This window comes from Flavobacterium azooxidireducens (genome assembly GCF_023195775.1).
Lineage (GTDB): Bacteria > Bacteroidota > Bacteroidia > Flavobacteriales > Flavobacteriaceae > Flavobacterium > Flavobacterium azooxidireducens.
Genome location: NZ_CP096205.1, coordinates 647,493 through 672,230 on the forward strand (window position 1 = coordinate 647,493; position 24,738 = coordinate 672,230).

Here is a 24,738-nt window from a genome sequence, read left to right on the forward strand (position 1 = left end):
TTCGCTGCAAGTCCTCGTTCGTCGTTCCTCCTCTCTGTGGGCTTTCCGCTGCAATCCCTCACGCGGGTACCGTGCATCAAATCAATTTTCAGCATCAGTTTTCAACATTCAATCATCCTAAACTTTGTGCCTTCTTTCCTTGGTGGCAAAAGAAAAACCGTCTTAAAATTGCTTTCAAGACGGCTCCAGTTGCATTGCTTATGTAATTCTAAACCAATTCAAATTAATCAAAAACAATCTTGTAATTTTATCTTTTTAAAGCAAAATGAGCTTTAAATTCCTTAGAAACACCATTTTCTTCATAGTACACTATAAACCAATAATCAGTTGAAAACAGAGCATTTCCATTAAAAGTTCCATCCCATCCTGCTCCATTTGGACTAATTGATTTTATCAATTTTCCGTAACGATCAAAAATCACAATATAAGCACTCGGTTGGTTTCGCAATGCCGTAATATTCCATTCGTCATTATAACCATCACCATTTGGCGTAAAGAATTTTGGATAATCAATAATCTGAATATTTTCAATAATCACATTGTCACACGATGGATTTTCGGTTTTTTGATCGTGAACAGTAACCGAATGAATTCCCGGTGGAACATTCGTAAAAATTCCGCCATTATTCAAAATTGGTCCGTCATTCAACTGAAACCAATACTCGCCATAACCTTCCACTTGCACCGTAATCGTTGCGTTTTCAGAAAAAGCTCCCGAAGCCTGATAATCAATGACCACTGCCGGTCCGGACTGAATTACTTCAAAATCATCACTTCGATCAGAAATACAACCTAAAGTAGAAACCGAATTTTCAACCAAAACGGAATACATTCCCGGCGAAGCAGTATTTACAACATACGTACTTGCCGTTGCATTTGGAATTATACTCCCGTTTAAAAACCAAGTGTATGTATAATTACTTCCTTGAATGCTACTTCGTAATGTCAACGTTCGTTCAACAACTCCGATTTCATAATTCACACAAATCGTGTTGCTTCCATCAATCGAAGTTACAACCGGTTCCAATAATTTTTCAACTCGTAAAAGCACTGTTGTAGTTGCCACACAAGAAGTCACAAAATTGATGTTTTTTACTCGAATATGAATCGTTTGTTGATTTGGAGAAAGTGTATTTTGATGGCTTTCCGGATTTGCTATTGCATTTGTTCCGTTCAAAGCTCCGCCTGCAGTTAGATGATACGTCACTAAAAAATCAGCTGGATTTTGTCCGTTCAACACGACTGAATCTAACGTAGTTAAATCAAAAGTGGTGATTCCGTCATTTGTTCCATCATAATCACAAACTTCCCAAATAGCGGGTTGTGTGGCTTGAGCACCTGCTTCTACTTTCAATTCAAACGGTTGAATTACTGAACATAGCGTAGTGAGATTTGTAATTTTTACATAAATTATCTGTAAATCAATTGTTGTATTCGTGTATGGATTGGATGTAATTGGAGAATTTTCCAAACTATCTTCAAAAAATTCAACACTAAAACTGCTACTTGGTTGCGATGATCCTAAAATTTCAGGAATTTTTCCTTGTAAATCAAAGTCGGCAAAACCGGAAAGATTGGCATCGCAAATAACGATTTCATTTACTTGCAAACTTGGCAACGGATTTACCACCAAATTCAGTGGAAGAACAACCGAACAAATTGGATTTACACTCAAACTATTTACCACTCGAATATAAATTGTTGTGGATGGAGAATTGTAGTTTGCCGCTGTTCCAATTGGGTTTGTACCATTATTTGCATTCCCGATTGAGTTGTGATACGTAATATTCAAATTAGGAATTCCGTTGCGGATGAGATTTTCATAAACTGTCAAATCAAACTCTTCAGACAAGTCGTTTGGCGTAACTTCATCACATAATATCAAATTTGGAAGCGTGATTGCACTCACATCCGGTAACGGAATCAGGTTCAAATTCAATGTAGTTGTACTAAAACATCCTGTTGAATTATGTTCAACTCTCACACCAATTGTTGAATTTCCTGAAATTAAATTAGTAAAACTTCCGGGAGAATTTATAAGTTCAGATGCTATTTCATTTATTGCTCCTAACTCCGTATGATAAAAATGAACTTGATAATTTGACGGATTTGCTGCATTCACTAGAATTGCATTTTGAGAACTCGTTAAATTAAAAACGGCAAAGCCATCATTATCAACATCACAAACTGTGAGCGATGCATTGACTGGTAATTGCAATGGAATATTTACAACTAACGAAAGTGCTTGAACCGTAAAACAATTGGTTGTGTTATTTTGTAAACGAATCCAAATTGTCTCATTAAATGGCGTTGTATTTTCGTAATTATTGGTTGGTGAAATAAAATTCAGCGGTTGATTGATCGCATCGTCTTGATTGGTATAAAATCGCACTGAATAATCAGTTGTAGATAATCCGTTCAAAATTGTATTCACTAAATTAGCTAAATTAAATGAAGTTATCCCATCCGAATCATCATCACATTCAGAAATTATTCCCGGAGAAGTAAGGATTGGATTGGGAAGAACATTCAAAACTAATTCTACAATTTCAAAACAAGAACCGCTTTGCACTCTTACAAAAACTGAACCTGAAGCACTATTGTGAGCATTGGTCAGCGTAATTTCATCATCTCCTAATTGAGCTTGAGCCAATGTTTCATAAAAAGTCACAGTAACAGGAAAAGTATTTCCCAGAATAATTTCGGCTACAGCCTGATCCAAATCAAATGTTCCAATTCCGGTTGTTCCGTTTTCGCACTGATTTAATGGTGATGGATTATTGGCAGTTGGGGCTTCCACGACTTGCAAAACTAATTCGGTAAAAGATGCACAACCCGCTGCTGATTCAACCCTAACATACACTGTTTGATTAGCAGAAATACTTTGGTATGAATTAGGCAACGCATCAGCCGGATTTCCGGTATTCGCCAAAGCTTGAGTCAGAAAATAAGTTACCGTTAAAGCCGAATTGTTGTTGGTGATTTCGTCATTTTTACTATCCAATTGAAACAAAGCCGTGGTAGGACTTCCGGTTGTGTCACAAATTAGATAAGGTGTAGGATTTACAATTATTGGTGCATTTTCCACCAAAATAGTTATTGGCTCATTAACTGTTAATGAACAAAACGGAGCAGCAACATCAGTTATGTCAACTAAAATTATATTGAGATTAGTTGTTACATTGTTGATGGTATGTGTATAAGAACCCGTTCCATCAATATTTATAGTCTCCGGATTTCCATTTACTGTAAAATTCAAAACAGTATTTGGTTTTCCTGTAAAAATTATGATTGCCGATTCACCGCTACAAATTGGGGAATTGGTTACAAAAGTTGGAGCTTGAATTTCATTCACCGTAACGGATATACTTTCTGATAAATTTTGGGAACAAATGACTGACCCATCCGTATCGATAATTTGTGCGAGACTTAAAGTATAAGTTGTATCAGCATTCAATATTTCATCAAAACTAAAACTGCCCGAAGCATCTAACAAAGCGGTTTGATTTGTTTCTCCATTAATTTGATAGGTGATTGTTGCATTCGGTGTGCCGGTAATAGTTACGGTCACTTGTTCACCCTGACAAATTCCTGTGGATGAAACCGCAATAGCTGCATCCGGAACAGGATAAACGACCAAGTTAAAATCGGTTATGGATGTACAACCCGTTACATTATCTCTCACACGAGCAAAAATTTGTTGTGGATTGGTTGAATTTGCTAAAATATTAGGCAAAGCTCCTATTCCATCGATAGCATTTTCAATGGTTGTGTGAAATGTAATTGTGTTTGCCACTAAATCAGCATTTATTGAACTTCTAACTGTGTTTAAATCAAAAATCCCTGTATTAGCATTGGTACTGCAGGTTACATAATCTTCAATTGAATTGGCAGTTGGTGGTGGTGCAAAAGCTCCGTTGCCTTGAGTGGCAGATCCAATCCATTCTAATTCAAAACCACCGTCTCCAATTGGTCTATCCACCACTACAAAATAAGATTGACCGGGCAATACATTTAGCCATCGAACATAACCGTTACCGTCTGCTCCGGGACCACTTTGTGTTGAAGTAGTGCTTCCATACATTCCTGTGTGATTATTCGGAAGTCCTGCCATTTGTGGATTTGTGGTTGAACATCTAATTGGATTTCCTAAACTTCCGCAGTTTACATTTGGTCCAAAAACCCAAAAATCATAATCTACTAGAATGTCTGTATCATTGGGTCGAATATGAAATCCGAGTGTTCCTGCTTGAACAATGTTTATTTTTATCCAAATGGTATTATGTTCAAAACTTGAACATCCGGAAACCTCTTGAAAATTACCGATTCCATCTGCGTTTGAAGAAAAATTTCCATCACTACAAACCGTGATTGCATTTACACAATCGTTAGGAGTTTGGGCAAAAAGTGAGTTTAAAAAAAGGAATATTATAAAGGCAACTATCTTTTTCATTGAATCAAATAATAATTGTAACAATCAACTTTTAAAAAAAATTAATTATCGAAGTATAATCTTACAAATTGTAATGAGGATATAGAAATAAAAAATGTTAAGCCAAAGCGTAAATTACATACGCTTTAGCCTAATTAACAACAAGTAATAAAAAATTTTATTTTTTAACTATAAGAAATTCTGAGCGTCTGTTTTGAGCATCTTGCTCTTCAGTACAATTTTCTTTGCAATCAATTTTTGGTTCAGATAATCCTACTCCTTTTGCGGAAAGTCTTGCTTTGGAAATTCCTTTAGAGATTAAATACTGAACGGTTGATTGAGCTCTTTGATTTGATAAATTCAAATTATAAGCCGCACTACCTTTGGAGTCGGTATGCGATTTTACTAAGATTTCCATTGTTGGATTGTCTTTCATTACCTTAACTAACTTATCCAATTCGGTTGCACCTTGCTCTGTAATGTTGCTTTTATTGAATTCGAAAAAGATGCTTTTTAGGATAACTTCTGTGTCAGTAACAATCACTTCAATTGGTTCTAATTCTAACGTAACTGAAGTTTTTCCGGATTTCACTTTTTCAACCGAAGCTGAAGCCGGGTCGAAATCTTGTTTCGTTACTTGAAAAAGATAAGCTGTATTACAATTTATATCATACGAAACTTCTCCTTTAGAATTGGTTTGTTTTGTTGCGATGACATTTCTTTTTTCATCTAAAATAGAAACGGTAGCATCAGCTAAAACTTTTCCTGATTTTTTATCTTTTACGATGGCAATTGCTTCGGCAGCACAAACCGGATTTGCTTCAAAAATGTTATCAATTCCGCTTCTGTTTGAAGAAAAGAATCCGATGTTTTTGGTTGTATTGAAACTAAATGAGAAATCGTCTTTTTCAGTATTTACCGGTTTTCCGATGTTAATTGTTTCTGATGGATTGTTTATATCAACTTTAAAAACATCTAAACCACCAAAACCTTGTCTTCCGCTTGAAGCGAAATACAACACATTATCATCCGTAATAAAAGGGAAACCTTCTTTTCCGGCAGTATTTACAGCTGTTCCTAAATTTTCTGGTTTTCCGTAATTTTTTCCATCAACAGAAACTTTCCAAATATCAGTATCTCCTAAACCACCCGGCATGTTTGAGGCAAAATACAATGTTTTTCCATCTTTACTCAAACTCGGATGACTAACTGAATAATTAGTGCTATTGAATGGCAAAGCTTGCACATCTGTCCATTTTCCATTGACTTTTGTTGCTTTGTAAAGACCTTGCTGACCTACTTTGATGTTGTTCTTTTTGTCTTTTTCAAAAACGCCTTCGCTATGACCGTCTCTTGCAAAAAACATGGTATTTCCGTCTGAAGAAATTGTAACCGGACCATCATGAAAAGCAGTATTTAATTCATTTACTTTTTGTGGTTCAGACAAAGTTCCGTCTGCATTTAAAGTTGATGAAAAAACATCCAAATAAGGTTGATTAATCCACTTATCCGTTTTGTTTGACGTGTTTCTCGTACTGGCAAAATACAACGTATTATCATTCGCTAAAACAGCTCCAAAATCGCTTTGCTCTTTGCTGTTGATTTTGGTTTCTTTAATGTCAAACAACTTCGTTTTATCTGCTAAAGTTGGAATGTAATTTGGATTTGCTTTATGATCTTTTGCCCGTTGATCAGTTGGCAAAAGTGAAGCAAATTTGTCCATTTGTTTGTTTGCTTCTTGATATTTTCCAACCGATTTTAGAGTTTGAGCATAACGGTAATAGGTCTCTGCATCTTGACTTTTTTCAACTGCTTTGGCATACCATTTTGCTGCTTCTTCTGTGTTGTAAACGTTGTAATAGCTATCGGCTAATTGTTTGTAAACGTAACTATCAGCTTTTTTTGATTCAGCTATTTTTAAATATTCATCAATGGCAGCAACATATTGATAGGTTTCGAACAACTTATCGGCTTTTTCAGTTTGCTTATTTTGAGCAAATCCGGACATAAGCGTTAAAAACAATCCTGCTGTGATATATAATTTTTTCATTTTAGGTTTCTTTATTGGTTAGAAAAATCTTGGCGAAATGGATATTTTCTTCGAAAAATTCAAATCAAACAACAACATAAATTCGTGTGAAGCCGGTGTTGTTACATTCAAATCTGAAACAATATGATCATACGCATACCCCACTCTAATTGATGGCGTTATTGCAAAGTTAATCATTCCTCCGAAAGAATCCTCAAGTCGATAGGTTGCTCCTAACTCAAATTTATTAAAAAATAACACATTTGCCGAAACATCTAACGAAGTTGGTGCGTTAAATGATGATTTCATCATAAAAGACGGCTTAAATTTTGTATTTTCTGACAAATCAAAAACATAACCGGCTGTTAAGAAATAATGTTGTACTTCTGAACCAAATTCATATTCCTGACCATTTTGAGTTACATCCAAATGTTTTGATTTTAACATGTTTGGTACAGAAAAAGCTGCATAAAACTTTTGGTTGTAATAAAAAAGTCCGGAACCAAGGTTTAAATAGGTATTGCTTGAATTTTCGCTGAAAGCAGGATCATCAGGATCTGGGACAAACCCATTTCCGATATCGCTAAACAAACCCACTTTATGGAAAGTTGCTCCTCCTTTGATACCGAAAGCCAAACGATGTTCGCCACCTAAATTCAATGTATAAGAGAAATCTGCATACACATTGTTTTCTTCCACCGGACCGATTTTATCTGTGATGGCAGACAATCCTAAACCAACATTTTTTCCAACCGGACTGTGGATGGATAATGTTCCTGTTTTTGGTGCTCCTTCGATTTCTACCCATTGAGCACGGTATAATAAACCAACGGATAAACTTTCTTTTGAACCTGCATAAGCCGGATTCATGATATTCATATTATACATATACTGCGTATAATGTGGATCTTGTTGTGCCTGACCATCTAGAGCAATCATCAATGCAAAGGCTAATGTCAAAACTATTTTTTTCATTTTTTTAGTATTTTAAAACAGTTTGCCTAGTTTAACTAAGCAAACTGCCTTTGAATTATATGATTATTATCGGTTAATGTAAATCCATCCGGTTACTGTGCTTCCATCTTGTTTGGCAACGCTATAGAAATAAGTTGCCGATGGAAGTTCTTTCCCATCATTTGATTGACCATTCCATTGATTGGAATAGTTTCCACTGAAATTATACACTTCTCTACCATAACGGTTAAAGATGGTTATTTGCTGAACTCCCATTCCAGTTAAATCTAATGAATCGTTTTTACCATCACCGTTTGGAGAAATTCCTTTTGGAATCATCACACAAGGCATGGAAGTAACGATATATTGACCTTCACTAGAACATTCACCAGTAACAACTGTCAGTGTAAATGTTTGTGGGAAAGTAGCCGATGGATTCTCGGATAAATAATCGCTCACATTAAATACTGCTTCGTTTGAACCTACAATGTTGTTGTTTTGATCCATCCAAATATAATCGGCAGAAGTATTTTCGTTTACAGAAAGTAGTAATTCATTTCCATTACATTCTTGCGATATAACCACTTCTTCACCTTCCGTAATTTCGATGGTAAATGAAGTTGAATTTCCTTCTAAACATAATGAAACATCAGTTAAAGCGGCATAAGTAATTACGTGTGTTCCTGCTGTTGCTGAAGATAAATCTATCTCTCCTGTTACAGAATTAACAGTTAATGTTTCAGATGAAAATGCACCATTTTCTGAATGATCTGTTGGTATTGGATTTTCTCCCGAAAGACAAATTGGTGTTTCATATTCAAGATTAACAACTGCTAAAGTTGAATCGGTTATAGTAATTGTAAACAAACTTTGGTTAGCAGCAATACATCCATTTTGAAGAACAGAATAAGTAATTTCATAGGTTCCGGCATCACTGTTTGATAAGTCAATTGCTCCTTGAGAATTGATACTTAATCCAGTAGATGGGTTCACTATGTAAGTTCCACCAGATACAAAACCTGGATTGGTTGATAATATTGGATTAGTTCCAATTACACAATAGGTAGTTGCATCATAATAAAATCCAACTTCCGGAATGGTTAAATCTACAATAGTTACAACGATTTCAACTCGTGGTCCTTCACAACCGTTTGTATCAACGTTTACAACATAATACGATGTTGAACCAAGAGCAGCTGTGCTTGGTGTTGGAGCTGTTGTTGAGCCTGTTCCTCCATTTGCTTCAGTGTACCATTTTAAAGTATAACCAGTTGTTGCTGTTGCAGTTAATGGTTGAGCCGTTGCATTCAAACAATATTCTATCGGAGTAGTTACTGTTGGAACATCATCAAAACCTAAATAAGTAACCGTGATTGAATTTTCGCAATAACGCGTTCTCCAATAGAAAACATATTCTCCCGGAGCACCAAAACCTGAGATGGTTGCATTCCCACCGTTAACATCAGTAAAGGTTGTTAAACCAGGATTATTTTCGTCTGCTTCCCAAGTACCAACTCCATTTGCTTGAACGGTTACAGGACCTGCACCACATTCTACGGTTTGACTTTCCGTTATAATTCTGTTGTTTGGTGTAACTTTAATATCATCTAAAAGATTTCCGATACCGTCATTTCTTGATCGGAATACGAAACGTGTTACATCTTGTCCGGCAGGAACATTATAGATTCCTTCCAACACATTAAAAGCTAAACTAGTGGTTGTAGATTGATGAACTAATTCAAAAGGACCTTGTGGCGAACCAACGAATAAATCAACTGAATTTTCTCCACCACGCGTTGCATGAGCAAAACTGTATTCATATTGCGTTACTTCAGAACTATCGAAGTCTTGGAACATACCGTCAATGTTGTTCAAATCCGGTTCTAATCCAGCATCAGAAGCCAACATTTGAATAAATTGAGCTCCTTCTTGCGGTGCAGTTCCAACCGTATTCAAAGCATCAAAATAAAATAAAGTACCATTTGACCAATAGCCAATTACATCATTTCTCCAACCCGGTACAATGTTTTGAGAAATCATATTATTTACTAAACCAACTGTAGCAATCGGTTGTTCAAATCCACCGTTTATCACGTTGAATGTACACGGATCAACAATTGTTTTTACACAAATATCGAAAGTATATGGCGAAAGTTCTGTTTCATTTTGAGTTACTCTCAATTTATAAGTTTCACCAATTACTAATTCTGTTGAGTACATTGTTGCAATAGCATTGTTGTATGTACATACTATTTCTTCTAAATTTCCTCCATTAACTCGGTATAATGTTAATGTTATTTTCCCGTAAGGAAGATCTCCTGAACTGTCATAATGATTTCCTGAAAAATTATCTAAATCAATTAAATGTGTTGTTGAAGTCGCTTGGAATTCATACCAAATATCTCCTCCATTTATTCCTTCGCAAGACATTGCATCTGCAGAAGGTGTTGCTCCATTAAAGGAAGCTTGAGTGGCTACTGAACAAATTTCAGAATCATTAACCGTTAAAGTAACCGCTGTTGACTGAGCATCGTTTCTAACAAATGCATTTGGACCAGACCAGTAACTTATATCATCATCAGAACAAATTGCTCTAACAAAATATTCATATGAAGTACTATTTCCGGCTGTAAAGTCTGATGCTTGTGGTTGGTATGAATTTGTTGTTACAATTGTTCCCGAAATTGGAAGTGTTCCGTTTTCGAATGGTTGTACAAACACTTCCCAAGAAGTTTCAGATCCACCGGCTGTCCAAGATAATTCTCCTGTTTCACTAATTGTTAAATCGGTTGGTTGCGGACAAGTGATTTCGCCACAAGTAGCAATACCGGTAAAGAAAATTCTTCTTGGAGCGGGAAGTAATCCTAAATCGGTAGAAGAAATGATTTCACCTAACGAATTTTTAACTTCTACGGTTGCACCCGGAAATTGACCTGGAGCTGTTCCGATGGAATCCCAGAATAATGAAAATTCAACACCTCTACATAAAAACAGTATAAAGTCTACCGGTTGCATTTCTTCATTCCATGCTCCGGTTGGGAAATTTAAGGTTTGAACTACAACTCCGTTTTGAATGACGTCAATTCCGCCACCAATTCCGGAAGAAGGCCCTCCGCTCAAGGTAACAGTGTATTCACATAAATCTTCAAAACTACATTTTGTTGTAACTTCTAATGGACCAACCCATTCCGGTTCTGTTTCACAGATTGCTCTAACATATACTTCGTATTTTTGAGCTGGCAATAAACCTTCTACTGTAAACGGATGAGCATTTGCAACATGAGTATATTCCGGTAAAGAAGTTGCTCCCGGAGCTGGTGTTCCGTATGGTTGAACTACTACTTGCCATTGTGTTTCTGTTCCGGCCGTTTCCCAATTTACATCAATAGTTGTATCATTAATGTTAGAAATGGTGATGTTATAAGGAGCAGGACAAGCAGGAATAGTTTCGATAATTACTCTGTCGATAAATAAAAGTTGACCTCTATAACCAGCTGGACTTGCAGGTTTTGTTGGAATATGCCATCCTATGTTGATGTTTCCGGTAATTCCATCAGGAAGATTGATTATCATTTCTTTCCATTCTTCATTGTTTAATGGATTTGGATCTTCTTCCGTATCGTATAAAACCGTTGTAAAACTTTCAGGATTTATTCCTGTAGTAGATAATTTTATTTCTAAATCTTCTGTAAAAAATGAGCTATAAACTCTATAAAAGAATCGTAAGCGTTGATTTGCTGTTACGTTGATGGTTGGCGTAATTAACCAATCATCATTTGCACCATTTGATCCGGTGAACATTCCGGCCGCTTGATCTCCTTCATAAGTATTAGAAGTTACATTCATTGCGAATTCAAAACCATCATCATTTAAATTTAAGATTCTCCAACAACTTTCGCTTGTAGAATCAAAATTAAATGTTTCGATAAATGGTGTGTTAAATGGTGAACAAAGTGTGGTGAAAACAAACGGCCCTACCCATTCGCTACTATCTGTATCTGTACAAACGGCACGAACATAGAATTCATATTGAGTTCCAGGTAAAAGTTGATCTGCATTATAAGTTGTTGCTGAAACTGTTTCACCTTCCACAGCTGGAATTCCTAAACCTGCCTCTTGAACAACTATTTGCCAAGATTCTTCTCCAAATCCGGGCATCCAAGTTAAATTGGCATTATCCGATAAAACAGAAGTAGTTGTTAAAGCACTTGGCATTGGACATAATGGAGCGTCAACAATATAAACATCATCAATATCTAAAATTGAAGTTCCGGGAGCTAAATCAAAATCCGGCGGAACTCTAAATGCGATGTAAACTGTTCCACTTGCTTCAAAGAAAATCGACCTTTCGATAAAATCGATATTAGTAAATACCTCTAACGGTGCTAATTCTGTAAAACTTTCAGGATTAGTATCGGTTGTTGAAATTAAAACCTGAATTCCATATCTTGAAGCTGGGTGAAAAATTGAAAATCTTGCTCTGTATTTGAATTTTAATTCTTTTACACCTTCCACATTAATGGCAGGAGAAATCAACCAATCATCATAACTTGTTGTTGGGTTAAACCAACCACCACCAGCACGAATTTCTGGATTTGTGGCTCCCATTACCCATTCTGATGCATCTGCATTGGCATTATTAATTGACCAACAGAACTTTTGAGTATTATCATCTTCATCATTGAAACTCTCGTAGAAAGGAGTGTCAAAAGAAATACAATCGGTTATAAAATTAACCGGACCAACCCACGTACTTTGATGCTCATCACTACAATAAGCTCTCACATAAAACTTATATCTTTTTGCAGGAAGTAAACCACCATAGGTATAAGGATTATCAGAAACAATAATTCCAGTTGAATCACTTGTAGGTTCAGGATCATTTAATGGTAAAACCAAAACTTCCCATTGATCTTCTAAATCACCAACAGTCCACGAAAACTGAGCTGATTCAGTAGTTTCACTACCTTCAACCAACATTGGAGCAATTGGATCCGGACAAATTGGTTTATCTTCAATAAATACATTTGTGATAGAAATTCTACTTGCTGCCTGACCGGAACCAACCGGAGAAACTATCCAAGCAATGTTAACTAATCCTGTGACTTCCGTAGGAATGTTATAGATAACTTCTTGCCAAGATTCGTTAGAAATTATTGTTTCAGGTAATAATACATAAGTGAAATTTTCTTCACCAATACCCGTTGTAGATATTCTAATGCTATAACTTGAACTTCCTCCCCATCCTACTTGATGTGAATATCTTAAGCGTTTTTGAACACCATCAAAATTGATTTGAGGAGAAACTAGATAATCGTGATTGAAATTCTGGTTTGTACTTGTTTGTAATGTAGCATAACCTAAATAACCTTCTTCCCAACCTGCTTGATATGACCATTTTACGCCATCGTTATTTACATCCAAAGATGTCCAACAAGGCTCAGGATTTGATGCCGAAGCACCAATAAAACCTGTAGTATAAGGAGTATCAAACACATTACATTGTGTTGTAAATGTAATCGGTGCTCCCCATTCTCCAGGAGTTCCATCACAAACTGGTCTTACATATAAATTATAAGAAGTTCCTGCTGTTAGATTATCAATTAAAATGTTTTCGTTCGTTGCTGTAGGAGTTCCCGAACCTGTTGGGGCAGGATCGGCAACTGGCAACACAACATATTCCCAAGAATCTGCAATACTTACCGGATTATCCCAAGAAAAAACAACACTTTCTTGTAATAAATTTGTAAATGAAAATTGAGAAGGTGAAGGACATGTTGTAAATGATAAATCGAACTCAAAACAAACACTTGTTGTTGTTCCGGCAAAAGAAGTTGAAATTACAATAACATATTCTGTTCCTGCTGTAACAGGGAAATTTTCAATTGTTTTAGGTTGACTAGTGCTTGTTGTATTTAGTCCAGCTAAACACTCTACACCAATAGTTCCACAATTTTCATAGATAAAAACCCCTGAAATAGCATTTCCCCAACATTCTGTTCCGGATGACCAAGGAAGTGTCATTTGACTAATATTAATCAAACCGTCTTGATCGGGTGTATAGGAAAGGAAAATTTTATTTCCTTCTAAATAGTTTTCTGTTATTGCTGCGGGTAAACAGTTATTTCCTTGTGTTGTATATGTGATTGTATCTGCGTTTGGAAAATACATCAAATTACTATCAAAAGAATATGGATTACCACCTGAAGCATTGATTACGATTGGATGTTCACACGATAAACCATAAACTGCTGTGGTAACGCTGAAAGGTCCAGCCCATTCACTTGAAGTTTCCGAATCACAAATTGTTCTGATGTAAACATCATAGGTAGTCTCTCCTGTTAAATCATCAAAGGTAAAAGTATTACCATTAATCGTATTCCAAGTCGCTGAAGGACTTTCGCCTTCTTCAACATACTGAATATCAAAATTTGTTTCGTTTGGATGCGTCCAAGTTACTGTGGCAGAAACCGGACTTATTTGAGAAAAAGTCACATCTTCTGCAACAACTTGCAAACAACCTTCGATAACACGAATATTATCTATAAACCAAGCATCGCCTGAAGCTACAGCTCCGGTTTGAGTATTAACTGCTACAAAAGCAATGTAAATGTCTAATCCCGCAGGTATAGATGATGGAATTGCTACAATCTTTTCTTCGTATTCAGTTTCTTGAGTATCGTTCAAATCATTTCCGTCCCAAGATTGCAAAACAACCGTAAAACCGTTGATATCGGGTTGACTGGCAGTAGAAAGTCTGATTTGATAACTAACATTATCGTTAGTATTTGAAGTTGCTCTTTTTGTATAAAACCGAATTTCTCCATTTTCAGGAACTGAAACAGTTGGCGTAACCAAAAAGTATTGGGCTGTATTTCCTTGTCCGATGTTTTCAGAACTCGGATTAACAAAAGCAGCATCGCTACCTAAATAACCATCTGGAGAAATTCCCCAAGTTGAAGAGCCTACTCCATTTCCAAAAAGTGTCCATGTTGCAGGAATTCCACTTTCAAAAGATTCGGTGGCGAGTTGCCCGTAACTTGCTATTGAAAAAAACAATAACAGAAAAGGTAAAATAATTTTCTTTTGGATACTTTTTTGTATCAACAAAAATTGAGCATCATTTTCGTGCTCTCTGAAATTTAATAACAGTAAAAACTTTTTTACTGAGCTGAATAGGTGTAATTTTTTTCGCATTCTCATTACATTTAACGGTTTAGTTAGTGTTCGGATAAAAATATATATTATTACTATACATTAATATGTAATGACTTTGGAAATTACCGAAATTTGAAAGGCAAAATAAAAATATAAATATTTGATTTACAATATTTTAATTGAAAATTTTGATTGAAACGAATAGACTTATTCGTTTTTGGTTTTTTGTAATCTATCTATTACATTTTGAAGAAAAATGTTCTCTTTTTTAATTTTTAAGTAACTTAAAATTGATGAAATAATAATCAATAAACTTAAAAATATGAGAAAATAAATTCCGTATTGATACGAAGGAAGTAGTTGTTCTAATTTACTTTTTTGTTCTTTTTTAATTTCCGCTAATGAAGTGCTGATTGATTTTCGTTCTGATTCTTTAATCCTAATTCTATTCTGAAGATATAAAAGATTGTAATTTTGATAATTTTCCCAGTTATTGAGAGCAAGATAATTTTCGGATAAACCTTTATAAATTCCTTGATTTAAAATTAAATCACCCACACTTTTAGAAGTTACAAAAGCTTCATTCAATATAGCAATGGCGTCTTGATATCGTCCTTCAATAGTATAAACTTCTGCCAAGCCTTTTTGAGCAAATGCTAGCAAACTATTGGCACTTATTTTTTTTGCTAAACTAATTGATTCCTCAAAACTCAATTTAGCTGCTTCATTGTTTTTTAATAAAACATAACAATTTCCTTTATTATAGTAGGCAATACTTGAGTTGGCAATACTATTGGAATTATTCACTTTCGCATATTCTTTAATTCCTTTATCCAAAAAAGTAATTCCGATTTCGCAGTTTAATCGTTCTTTATAAACCAAACCGCGAACTATATAATTGTTTGCCAAATAAAAAGTAACAGAATCTCTAACCGGATAAGCCAAAATCAACTCTTCCGCTTCATCAAGGTATTGAATTGTTTTTTCGTAAATTTTGAGCTGTTGATACTGAATCGCAGTTTTATTTACGATTTTAATTCGTAGTAAAACATCATCACTATTTTTCGAAAGCTCATTGGCTCTATTAGAAAATTCTAATGATTTTTGATAATTTCGTTTCGATGAATAACCTGCTGAAATCAACATCAATGCTTTCACTTGAATGTCAGAATTCGAAACTGCTTTAAAAATCGAATCACCAACAAAAATAGCTCTATCCGGATTTTCATAAATACTGATTGTGTACATTCTGAAAATACTATCAAACTCAGTCTTAGTTTGACCAAAAAGGAATGACGAGCAACACAAAAATAATGCTACTACTAAAGCAAATACTATGTTTTCATTACACTTCATCTAAAACTTCTTCGTCTTTTTCCTTTTCTAAATCTTCCTTTAAAAGTTCAATAAAAGTGGCTGGAGTAATTCCCGTAATTGTTTTAAAAACAGTTGCAAAACTACTGTGTGATGAAAATCCACACTTCTCAGCCAAATAACTAATTTTATAGTGGATATAATTCGGATCCGATTTCAACTTCTCAATTATATAATTAATCCGCAGTTTATTAATATACGTATTAAAATTATCCTCATAATGCTTATTGATAATCTCAGACAAATACTTCGTATTCGTATCAAACTGACTGGCAAGAGTTGCCAACGAAATATCATTGCTAGTAAATCTGGTTGATTGCTCAAAACGCTTCAGTTTTACCAAAAGAAGTTGCTCTGTTTCAATAGGAATAAACATTCGTTTATCACTAGGTTTAACTTCAATAGTTGCTGGCTTGTGAAACAAATTTTTACTTATCTCTAAATATTTGATAATCTCATTCAAACGTTTTCTTTTCCAACTATTTTTGAGATAAAAAGCTATTGAAATCACCAATAATAAAACAGTTCCAACTAAAAAAATGTATAATTTATTTTTGGCTTTATTTTCCTCTGCAACAAAATTCAGATCATATTCTTCCGAAATTAAATTAAACGCAGAATTAATCGATTCCTCTTCCATTTGCTCCAACTTACCATCCAAAATAAGAAATTCATTATTATAACGCTGATAATTAGACTTATCATTTAACACAAGATAATTAACCGAAAGCTGCTTGTTAACCATTCTAAAAAGCGGAACATTATTTATCTTATTTGCTAAAATCAACGACTCATTCAACAATGAAATCGCTTGCTGATGATTCTTCTCGACAAAAAATACTTTGCTTTTTTCAGCCAAAACAACCGATTTCTCAAAAAAGTTTTCCGTTTTGCGTTTAGAACTAAAATCCAACGCCTTATTAAAATAAATTTGAGCCGAATCCAATTGCCTCAAATTAAAATAAACTACACCTTTAACAACATCAAATTCTTGTTTCAAATCGGCATTCTCATTCAAAAATTCATTTGTTTCTTTAAACAAAACAATCGATTTATCGAAATTTTGCTTGCGAATCAAAACCATAATCTTATGCAAAATCAACTTATTCTCAAAATTCTCTTTAGTAGAAAAATCATCAATCATTGCAATAAAATCTCCCGCTTGTTTCAAGTAAGTACTACCCTGAGCATCCAAACTCAAATCGTACAAAATAGAAGATTTTAGCAGTAAAACTTCAATTTTATCCTCAATCACCAATCGCTCAAAATCATAACCCGCTTCAAAAGCATATACCAACGCATTGTGATAGTCACCTTTCACCAAAAATGCCTCAGAAACGAGCCGCTTCACCGCACTAATTTTGGAATGATTATCTTCTAAACTCACCAAATGCTGACCAACTTTAATCGTCTCATCCGGATTATTGCCCAATAACTCTTTCGCCTTCAAAAAAATCTCATCACGATTTGAAGTCTGAGCCAACACAAATTGGCACGAAAAAGCACAACACAAAAATGCTGAAACAAAAAAACAAATAAATAAGTTGCTCCTTTTATACATACCGGTCAGTAAACACACTACAAATGTATCAGTTTTAAGAATAGAAAACCAATAAATAGAATTTTCTAACAAAAGAGTCGTTAAACAAACTTTTTAAAAAAATTTGGGCGTGCCCCTCCGACAAGCTACGGGTCGGGCTTTTCGTTACATCCCGATAGATTCTGTGTTGATTTCCAAAATAAAATCTAAATTTTTATTAGTTTTGTTTTTCAAGACAGTCTCTGAACTAGTCTCTATAGCGTGTTTAAACCATTTGTGTTTGCACGCTATTTTTTGTTATATATTCTTTATCGTAAACTGTTTCATTTTTGAATAAAATATAGATTAGTTCGAGTAACTTTCTTTGAACTGCTACCAAAGCTTTCATTTTAATACCGTGTTTAGACACTAATCTTGCGTAAACACTTTTAAAATTTTCATCCCATTTTACAGCACTTAATGCTGGTAAATGCAATGATTTTCTTAAAAACCTATTTCCTTTCTTGGATATTCTTGGCTTCCCCTTTACTGAGGTTCCTGATTGCTTTTCTTTTACATCCAGTCCTGCATAACTAGTTAGCTGAGATTTGTTTCTTATTAATTCAAAACCGTTTGTTTCCGCTAAAACTGTCACTGCGGTTAATTCACCAACACCAGGTATTGATGTAACTCTTTTGATGATATTGGACACTTGAAGATCAGCTTTTGTAATTTCGTTGATTTCTTTTTTTATTTCTTTTTCTTGTAAATTCAATAATACTATTCTCTTTTTCATCCTATCAAGACTTCGTTCATTTGGCATAGCTTCTACACTTTCAGCATGTATTTGGTTTTTAATATTACTCCTCTCTTGAACAATTTGCTCTCTTTCACGGGTAAGCTGTTGTAGCTCCCTGTAAATGCTTTTAGGCTTTGTCCATCGATCTAATTTTCGCTCTAATCCAAATTGTGCAATTGCTTGCGAACAACTCTTATCGGTTACTGTTTTTTGTTCTAAGGTTCGTATGTAATTACTAATCTTATTGGGTAATACAATACTTACCTCACAACCGTTATCGACTAAATGATATGCAAACTTTTGATGATAAACTCCGGTTGCTTCCATAACGTAACGTATGGGAAGCTCTTTATCTATTTGCTTATTTACCCATTCAACCAATGATTTAATTCCAGAATCACTGTTTTTAAAAACTTTGTAACTAAATAACTCAATGTTGAAATCTTCATATATACGGCCTAAAGTAATGACTAATTCCTTTTGAGCAACATCAATTCCTGCGACTTGTTTTAATAATTTTTTAATCATTTTTTTAATATTAGTAATTGATAAAGTGATGTATCTTCCTTCGTCTTTTCTCCTAGTTGGATATTCAAGATATTAAGCAATACTCAATTCTTTACATTCTGTTCAAACTCTAAAAGATAAAAAAGAAAGAGGTAATATCTATCGAACAATATACTTCAAGAGTTATTTAGCCATCGGTATACTCTCTTTCTTTTCACTTTATTTCTTCAAATTTATAATATCAACTTTATTTTGCAAACATAGGAGATATCGGGATCGTACCAAAGGTTGGTTTTTGTCGGGTTGTGCTCGGCTTCTTTGGTCGCCGGCACAACCCGCAAAAACGCAAACCTTTCTCCTGCGGGCTTTCCACTTCAATCCCTCACGCAATTCGGTACATCAAAGCATTTCAAAACAAATAAATACCTCAAAAGTCCCGGTTATCAGTCCCAGTTTTCATTTCACAATCATCCTAACCTTTGTGCCTTCTTTGCTTTGTGGCAAAACCCGCAACCAAAAACTTCGTGCCTTTCTTTCTTTTGTGGCAAAAGCAATCAAACATTGCGTAGCAATCATTTCTGTGTTTTCCGTGCTTTCTGTGAGAGAATATTTTCATTGTAGTTTCCCTCGAACTCGCAACTCGCAACTCGTAACCTCCAGTGACAAAACTATAAAACAAAAAACCCCTCATCGTTAGATGAAGGGTTTCTAAAAGAAGGCGGCGACATACTCTCCCACAAATTGCAGTACCATCTGCGCAGGCGGGCTTAACTTCTCTGTTCGGAATGGGAAGAGGTGAGCCCCGCCGCAATAACCACCTTAAAAGGTTAAATTGCTTTAGGCAATTTTTCAATGATTAATTTAATTTATTATCCATTGAATAATATCTTAACATACTGAGATAAAAATTAATTTAGTAGAAAGTTTCACTCCCCCGATCGTAACCGGGGGAACTTTATTCACATAAACTTACGGGTTATTAGTACTACTCGACTATGACATTACTGCCTTTACATCTATAGCCTATCAACGTGGTCATCTTCCACGACCCTTTAAAGAAATCTCATCTTGTGGTGGGTTTCGCGCTTATATGCTTTCAGCGCTTATCCCTTCCAAACGTAGCTACTCTGCGGTGCTCCTGGCGGAACAACAGATACACCAGCGGTTTGTCCAATTCGGTCCTCTCGTACTAGAATCAGATCCACTCAAATTTCTAACGCCCACAGTAGATAGAGACCGAACTGTCTCACGACGTTCTGAACCCAGCTCGCGTGCCACTTTAATGGGCGAACAGCCCAACCCTTGGGACCTTCTCCAGCCCCAGGATGTGACGAGCCGACATCGAGGTGCCAAACCCCCCCGTCGATATGAGCTCTTGGGGGAGATCAGCCTGTTATCCCCGGCGTACCTTTTATCCTTTGAGCGATGGCCCTTCCATGCGGAACCACCGGATCACTATGCTCTACTTTCGTACCTGATCGACCTGTATGTCTCTCAGTCAAGCTCCCTTATGCCATTGCACTCTACGCACGGTTACCAAGCGTGCTGAGGGAACCTTTAGAAGCCTCCGTTACTCTTTTGGAGGCGACCACCCCAGTCAAACTACCCACCAAGCAATGTCCCCGCCATAGGCGGGTTAGACCTCAGATAAGCAAAGGGTGGTATTTCAACAATGACTCCACAACGCCTAGCGACGCCACTTCATAGTCTCCCACCTATCCTACACATCACTTATCCAAGACCAATACTAAGCTATAGTAAAGGTGCACAGGGTCTTTTCGTCCCACTGCGGGTAATCGGCATCTTCACCGATACTACAATTTCACCGAGCTCATGGCTGAGACAGTGTCCAGATCGTTACACCATTCGTGCAGGTCGGAACTTACCCGACAAGGAATTTCGCTACCTTAGGACCGTTATAGTTACGGCCGCCGTTTACTGGGGCTTCAATTCAATGCTTCTCCGCCGAGGCGGATAACATCTCCTCTTAACCTTCCAGCACCGGGCAGGTGTCAGGCCCTATACTTCATCTTACGATTTGGCAGAGCCCTGTGTTTTTGATAAACAGTCGCCTGGACCTTTTCACTGCGGCCCCGATTGCTCGGGGCGACCTTTCTCCCGAAGTTACAGGTCTATTTTGCCTAATTCCTTAGCCATGAATCTCTCGAGCACCTTAGGATTCTCTCCTCGACTACCTGTGTCGGTTTACGGTACGGGTACTTATTATCTAAGTTTAGAAGCTTTTCTTGGCAGCCTTTAGGTACACTATCTCTTTGTCCGAAGACTCCGAGTACTTTCAGCCTTTACCATCCCAAACGGATTTGCCTATCTGGGATATAGCTACAGCCTTAAACGAACTATTCCGTCAGTTCGCGGTACTTTCACCACTGCGTCACTCCATCACAACAATAAGTAGTACGGGAATATTAACCCGTTGGCCATCGACTGTCCCTTTCGGGTTCGCCTTAGGTCCCGACTAACCCGCAGCTGATTAGCATAGCTGCGGAAACCTTAGTCTTTCGGTGTGCGGGTTTCTCGCCCGCATTATCGTTACTTATGCCTACATTTTCTTTTCTAACCGGTCCAGCATACCTCGCGATACACCTTCAACCCTGTTAGAATGCTCCCCTACCACTCTACAAATTAATGTAAAATCCATAGCTTCGGTAATATGCTTATGCCCGATTATTATCCATGCTCGTCCGCTCGACTAGTGAGCTGTTACGCACTCTTTAAATGAATGGCTGCTTCCAAGCCAACATCCTAGCTGTCTGGGCAGACAAACCTCGTTTTTTCAACTTAGCATATATTTGGGGACCTTAGCTGATGGTCTGGGTTCTTTCCCTCTCGGACTTGGACCTTAGCACCCAAGCCCTCACTGCTGGTAAACATTATATAGCATTCGGAGTTTGTCAGGAATTGGTAGGCGGTGAAGCCCCCGCATCCAATCAGTAGCTCTACCTCTATATAACTTTATGACCAACGCTGCACCTAAATGCATTTCGGGGAGTACGAGCTATTTCCGAGTTTGATTGGCCTTTCACCCCTACCCACAGGTCATCCGAAGACTTTTCAACGTCAACCGGTTCGGACCTCCACTATGTGTTACCACAGCTTCATCCTGCCCATGGGTAGATCACACGGTTTCGCGTCTAACACTACTGACTAAAGCGCCCTATTCAGACTCGCTTTCGCTACGGATCCGTGACTTAATCACTTAACCTTGCCAGCAACGTTAACTCGTAGGCTCATTATGCAAAAGGCACGCCGTCACCCCACGAAGGGGCTCCGACCGCTTGTAAGCGTATGGTTTCAGGATCTATTTCACTCCGTTATTCACGGTTCTTTTCACCTTTCCCTCACGGTACTGGTTCACTATCGGTCTCTCAGGAGTATTTAGCCTTAGCGGATGGTCCCGCCAAATTCAGACAGGGTTTCACGTGCCCCGCCCTACTCAGGATACCACTATCCTTATCTTCTCTTACTTATACGGGGCTATCACCCTCTATGGCTTACCTTTCCAGGTAATTCTAATTCAATCCGCAAGAAATGTCGTGGTCCTACAACCCCAAAATTGCCGTAACAACTTTGGTTTGGGCTAATCCGCGTTCGCTCGCCACTACTTACGGAATCACTTTTGTTTTCTTCTCCTCCGCCTACTTAGATGTTTCAGTTCAGCGGGTTTGCTTCTCGCCTTGCGGCGGATGACATGTCTTCAACATGCCGGGTTGCCCCATTCGGGTATCTACGGATTAATTCGTGTGTGCCAATCCCCGTAGCTTTTCGCAGCTTATCACGCCCTTCTTCGCCTCTGAGAGCCTAGGCATCCCCCATACGCCCTTATTTTGCTTATGTGCCGTCTTGTTATTAATAACAAGACCTTGCAAAGTCGTAACAGTGTTACGCCTCTACGTTTTCTTATAAAATCGTAATGAATTACGACCTTACGTATTTTCTACTTTTTAAATGTTTTATCTCAATATGTCAATGAACTTTTGTTAATGTGGCAATTCGTCAATGTGTCAATTGGCACATTTTCAAATTGATTAATTTTCACATTAATCTTGTGGAGAATATCGGAGTCGAACCGATGACCTCCTGCGTGCAAGGCAGGCGCTCTAGCCAGCTGAGCTAATCCCCCGTCTTTTAGTTGCCAGTTAACAGTTATTAGTTAACAGTACTTATAACGGCTCACTCAACCCCTAGAATTTCCTTTAAGCCTAAAATAGTAGTCCCGCCCAGACTCGAACTGGGGACCCCTACATTATCAGTGTAGTACTCTAACCAGCTGAGCTACGAGACTCTGTATTTTTGCTTAATTGTATTATTTGAATTAACAGCGAGAGTAAAATCAATCTCTTGATTATTTTCTTTTACCCAGAAACTTCTTATGTCTCTAGAAAGGAGGTGTTCCAGCCGCACCTTCCGGTACGGCTACCTTGTTACGACTTAGCCCCAGTTACCAGTTTTACCCTAGGCAGCTCCTTGCGGTCACCGACTTCAGGTACCCCCAGCTTCCATGGCTTGACGGGCGGTGTGTACAAGGCCCGGGAACGTATTCACCGGATCATGGCTGATATCCGATTACTAGCGATTCCAGCTTCACGGAGTCGAGTTGCAGACTCCGATCCGAACTGAGAACGGTTTTGTAGATTCGCTCCAACTTGCGTTGTGGCTGCTCTCTGTACCGTCCATTGTAGCACGTGTGTAGCCCAAGGCGTAAGGGCCGTGATGATTTGACGTCATCCCCACCTTCCTCACAGTTTGCACTGGCAGTCTCGTTAGAGTTCCCGACATGACTCGCTGGCAACTAACAACAGGGGTTGCGCTCGTTATAGGACTTAACCTGACACCTCACGGCACGAGCTGACGACAACCATGCAGCACCTTGTAAATTGTCCGAAGAAAAAACAGTTTCCTGTCCTGTCAATCTACATTTAAGCCTTGGTAAGGTTCCTCGCGTATCATCGAATTAAACCACATGCTCCACCGCTTGTGCGGGCCCCCGTCAATTCCTTTGAGTTTCAAACTTGCGTTCGTACTCCCCAGGTGGGATACTTATCACTTTCGCTTAGCCACTGAGATTGCTCCCAACAGCTAGTATCCATCGTTTACGGCGTGGACTACCAGGGTATCTAATCCTGTTCGCTACCCACGCTTTCGTCCATCAGCGTCAATATATTGTTAGTAACCTGCCTTCGCAATTGGTATTCCATGTAATATCTAAGCATTTCACCGCTACACTACATATTCTAGTTACTTCACAATAATTCAAGCCCTACAGTATCAATGGCAGTTTCCTAGTTGAGCTAGGAGATTTCACCACTGACTTATAAGGCCGCCTACGGACCCTTTAAACCCAATGATTCCGGATAACGCTTGGATCCTCCGTATTACCGCGGCTGCTGGCACGGAGTTAGCCGATCCTTATTCTTACGGTACCGTCAAGTCACTACACGTAGTGGTGTTTCTTCCCGTATAAAAGCAGTTTACAATCCATAGGACCGTCTTCCTGCACGCGGCATGGCTGGGTCAGAGTTGCCTCCATTGCCCAATATTCCTCACTGCTGCCTCCCGTAGGAGTCTGGTCCGTGTCTCAGTACCAGTGTGGGGGATCTCCCTCTCAGGACCCCTACCCATCATCGTCTTGGTAAGCCGTTACCTTACCAACTAACTAATGGGACGCATGCTCATCTTGTACCGATAAATCTTTAATATCATGTTGATGCCAACTCGATATACTATGAGGCATTAATCCAAATTTCTCTGGGCTATTCCTCTGTACAAGGTAGATTGCATACGCGTTACGCACCCGTGCGCCGGTCTCAAGGAAGCAAGCTTCCTCTACCCCTCGACTTGCATGTGTTAGGCCTGCCGCTAGCGTTCATCCTGAGCCAGGATCAAACTCTTCATCGTATATTTTTTGAGCTAATTGCTTAGCTACATTTTTTAGACGAAGTTTAACT

The 24,738-nt window shown here is 37.6% G+C and carries 7 protein-coding genes, 2 tRNA genes and 3 rRNA genes; all 12 read right to left on the reverse strand.

Annotated features, from left to right (window positions below; translation table 11 throughout):
• Positions 1–247 precede the first annotated feature (247 nt).
• Positions 248–4,453 (reverse strand): T9SS type B sorting domain-containing protein, encoded by a 4,206-nt coding sequence (locus M0M57_RS02985; protein WP_248435246.1) that lies wholly within the window; start codon positions 4,451–4,453, stop codon positions 248–250.
• A gap of 157 nt (positions 4,454–4,610) precedes the next feature.
• On the reverse strand, positions 4,611–6,482 hold the full coding sequence (locus tag M0M57_RS02990) for an OmpA family protein (protein ID WP_248435248.1): 1,872 nt from the start codon (positions 6,480–6,482) through the stop codon (positions 4,611–4,613).
• An 18-nt stretch (positions 6,483–6,500) separates the two neighbouring features.
• On the reverse strand, positions 6,501–7,436 hold the full coding sequence (locus M0M57_RS02995) for a PorP/SprF family type IX secretion system membrane protein (RefSeq protein WP_248435250.1): 936 nt from the start codon (positions 7,434–7,436) through the stop codon (positions 6,501–6,503).
• A gap of 66 nt (positions 7,437–7,502) precedes the next feature.
• The gene (locus M0M57_RS03000; protein WP_248435252.1) at positions 7,503–14,612 is read right to left on the reverse strand and encodes a choice-of-anchor J domain-containing protein; all 7,110 of its coding nucleotides are present in this window, start codon (positions 14,610–14,612) and stop codon (positions 7,503–7,505) included.
• A 168-nt stretch (positions 14,613–14,780) separates the two neighbouring features.
• Positions 14,781–15,929: a tetratricopeptide repeat protein gene (locus tag M0M57_RS03005; protein WP_248435254.1), complete on the reverse strand. Its 1,149-nt coding sequence runs from the start codon at positions 15,927–15,929 to the stop codon at positions 14,781–14,783.
• Positions 15,919–17,397: a helix-turn-helix domain-containing protein gene (locus M0M57_RS03010; RefSeq protein WP_248435255.1), complete on the reverse strand. Its 1,479-nt coding sequence runs from the start codon at positions 17,395–17,397 to the stop codon at positions 15,919–15,921. Before M0M57_RS03010 ends, M0M57_RS03005 begins: the two co-directional genes overlap by 11 nt.
• Positions 17,398–17,752: 355 nt before the next feature.
• A complete protein-coding gene (locus M0M57_RS03015; RefSeq protein WP_248432818.1) occupies positions 17,753–18,793 on the reverse strand; it encodes an IS110 family RNA-guided transposase in 1,041 nt (346 codons plus the stop codon).
• A 692-nt stretch (positions 18,794–19,485) separates the two neighbouring features.
• A 5S ribosomal RNA gene (rrf, locus tag M0M57_RS03020) occupies positions 19,486–19,594 on the reverse strand.
• 137 nt (positions 19,595–19,731) lie between these two features.
• A 23S ribosomal RNA gene (locus M0M57_RS03025) occupies positions 19,732–22,627 on the reverse strand.
• Between the two features lie 212 nt (positions 22,628–22,839).
• Positions 22,840–22,913, reverse strand: a tRNA-Ala gene (locus M0M57_RS03030).
• 88 nt (positions 22,914–23,001) lie between these two features.
• Positions 23,002–23,075 (reverse strand) — tRNA-Ile (locus tag M0M57_RS03035).
• Between the two features lie 97 nt (positions 23,076–23,172).
• A 16S ribosomal RNA gene (locus M0M57_RS03040) occupies positions 23,173–24,688 on the reverse strand.
• The 16S, 23S and 5S rRNA genes sit together here with 2 tRNA genes alongside, the layout of an rRNA operon.
• Positions 24,689–24,738 lie beyond the last annotated feature (50 nt).

Bases quoted from the DNA above. Each gene is read 5' to 3' on its own strand.
- M0M57_RS02985 (WP_248435246.1), bottom strand. From the start codon at position 4,453: ATGAAAAAGATAGTTGCCTTTATAATATTCCTTTTTTTAAACTCACTT.
- M0M57_RS02990 (WP_248435248.1), bottom strand. From the start codon at position 6,482: ATGAAAAAATTATATATCACAGCAGGATTGTTTTTAACGCTTATGTCC.
- M0M57_RS02995 (WP_248435250.1), bottom strand. From the start codon at position 7,436: ATGAAAAAAATAGTTTTGACATTAGCCTTTGCATTGATGATTGCTCTA.
- M0M57_RS03000 (WP_248435252.1), bottom strand. From the start codon at position 14,612: ATGCGAAAAAAATTACACCTATTCAGCTCAGTAAAAAAGTTTTTACTG.
- M0M57_RS03005 (WP_248435254.1), bottom strand. From the start codon at position 15,929: ATGAAGTGTAATGAAAACATAGTATTTGCTTTAGTAGTAGCATTATTT.
- M0M57_RS03015 (WP_248432818.1), bottom strand. From the start codon at position 18,793: ATGATTAAAAAATTATTAAAACAAGTCGCAGGAATTGATGTTGCTCAA.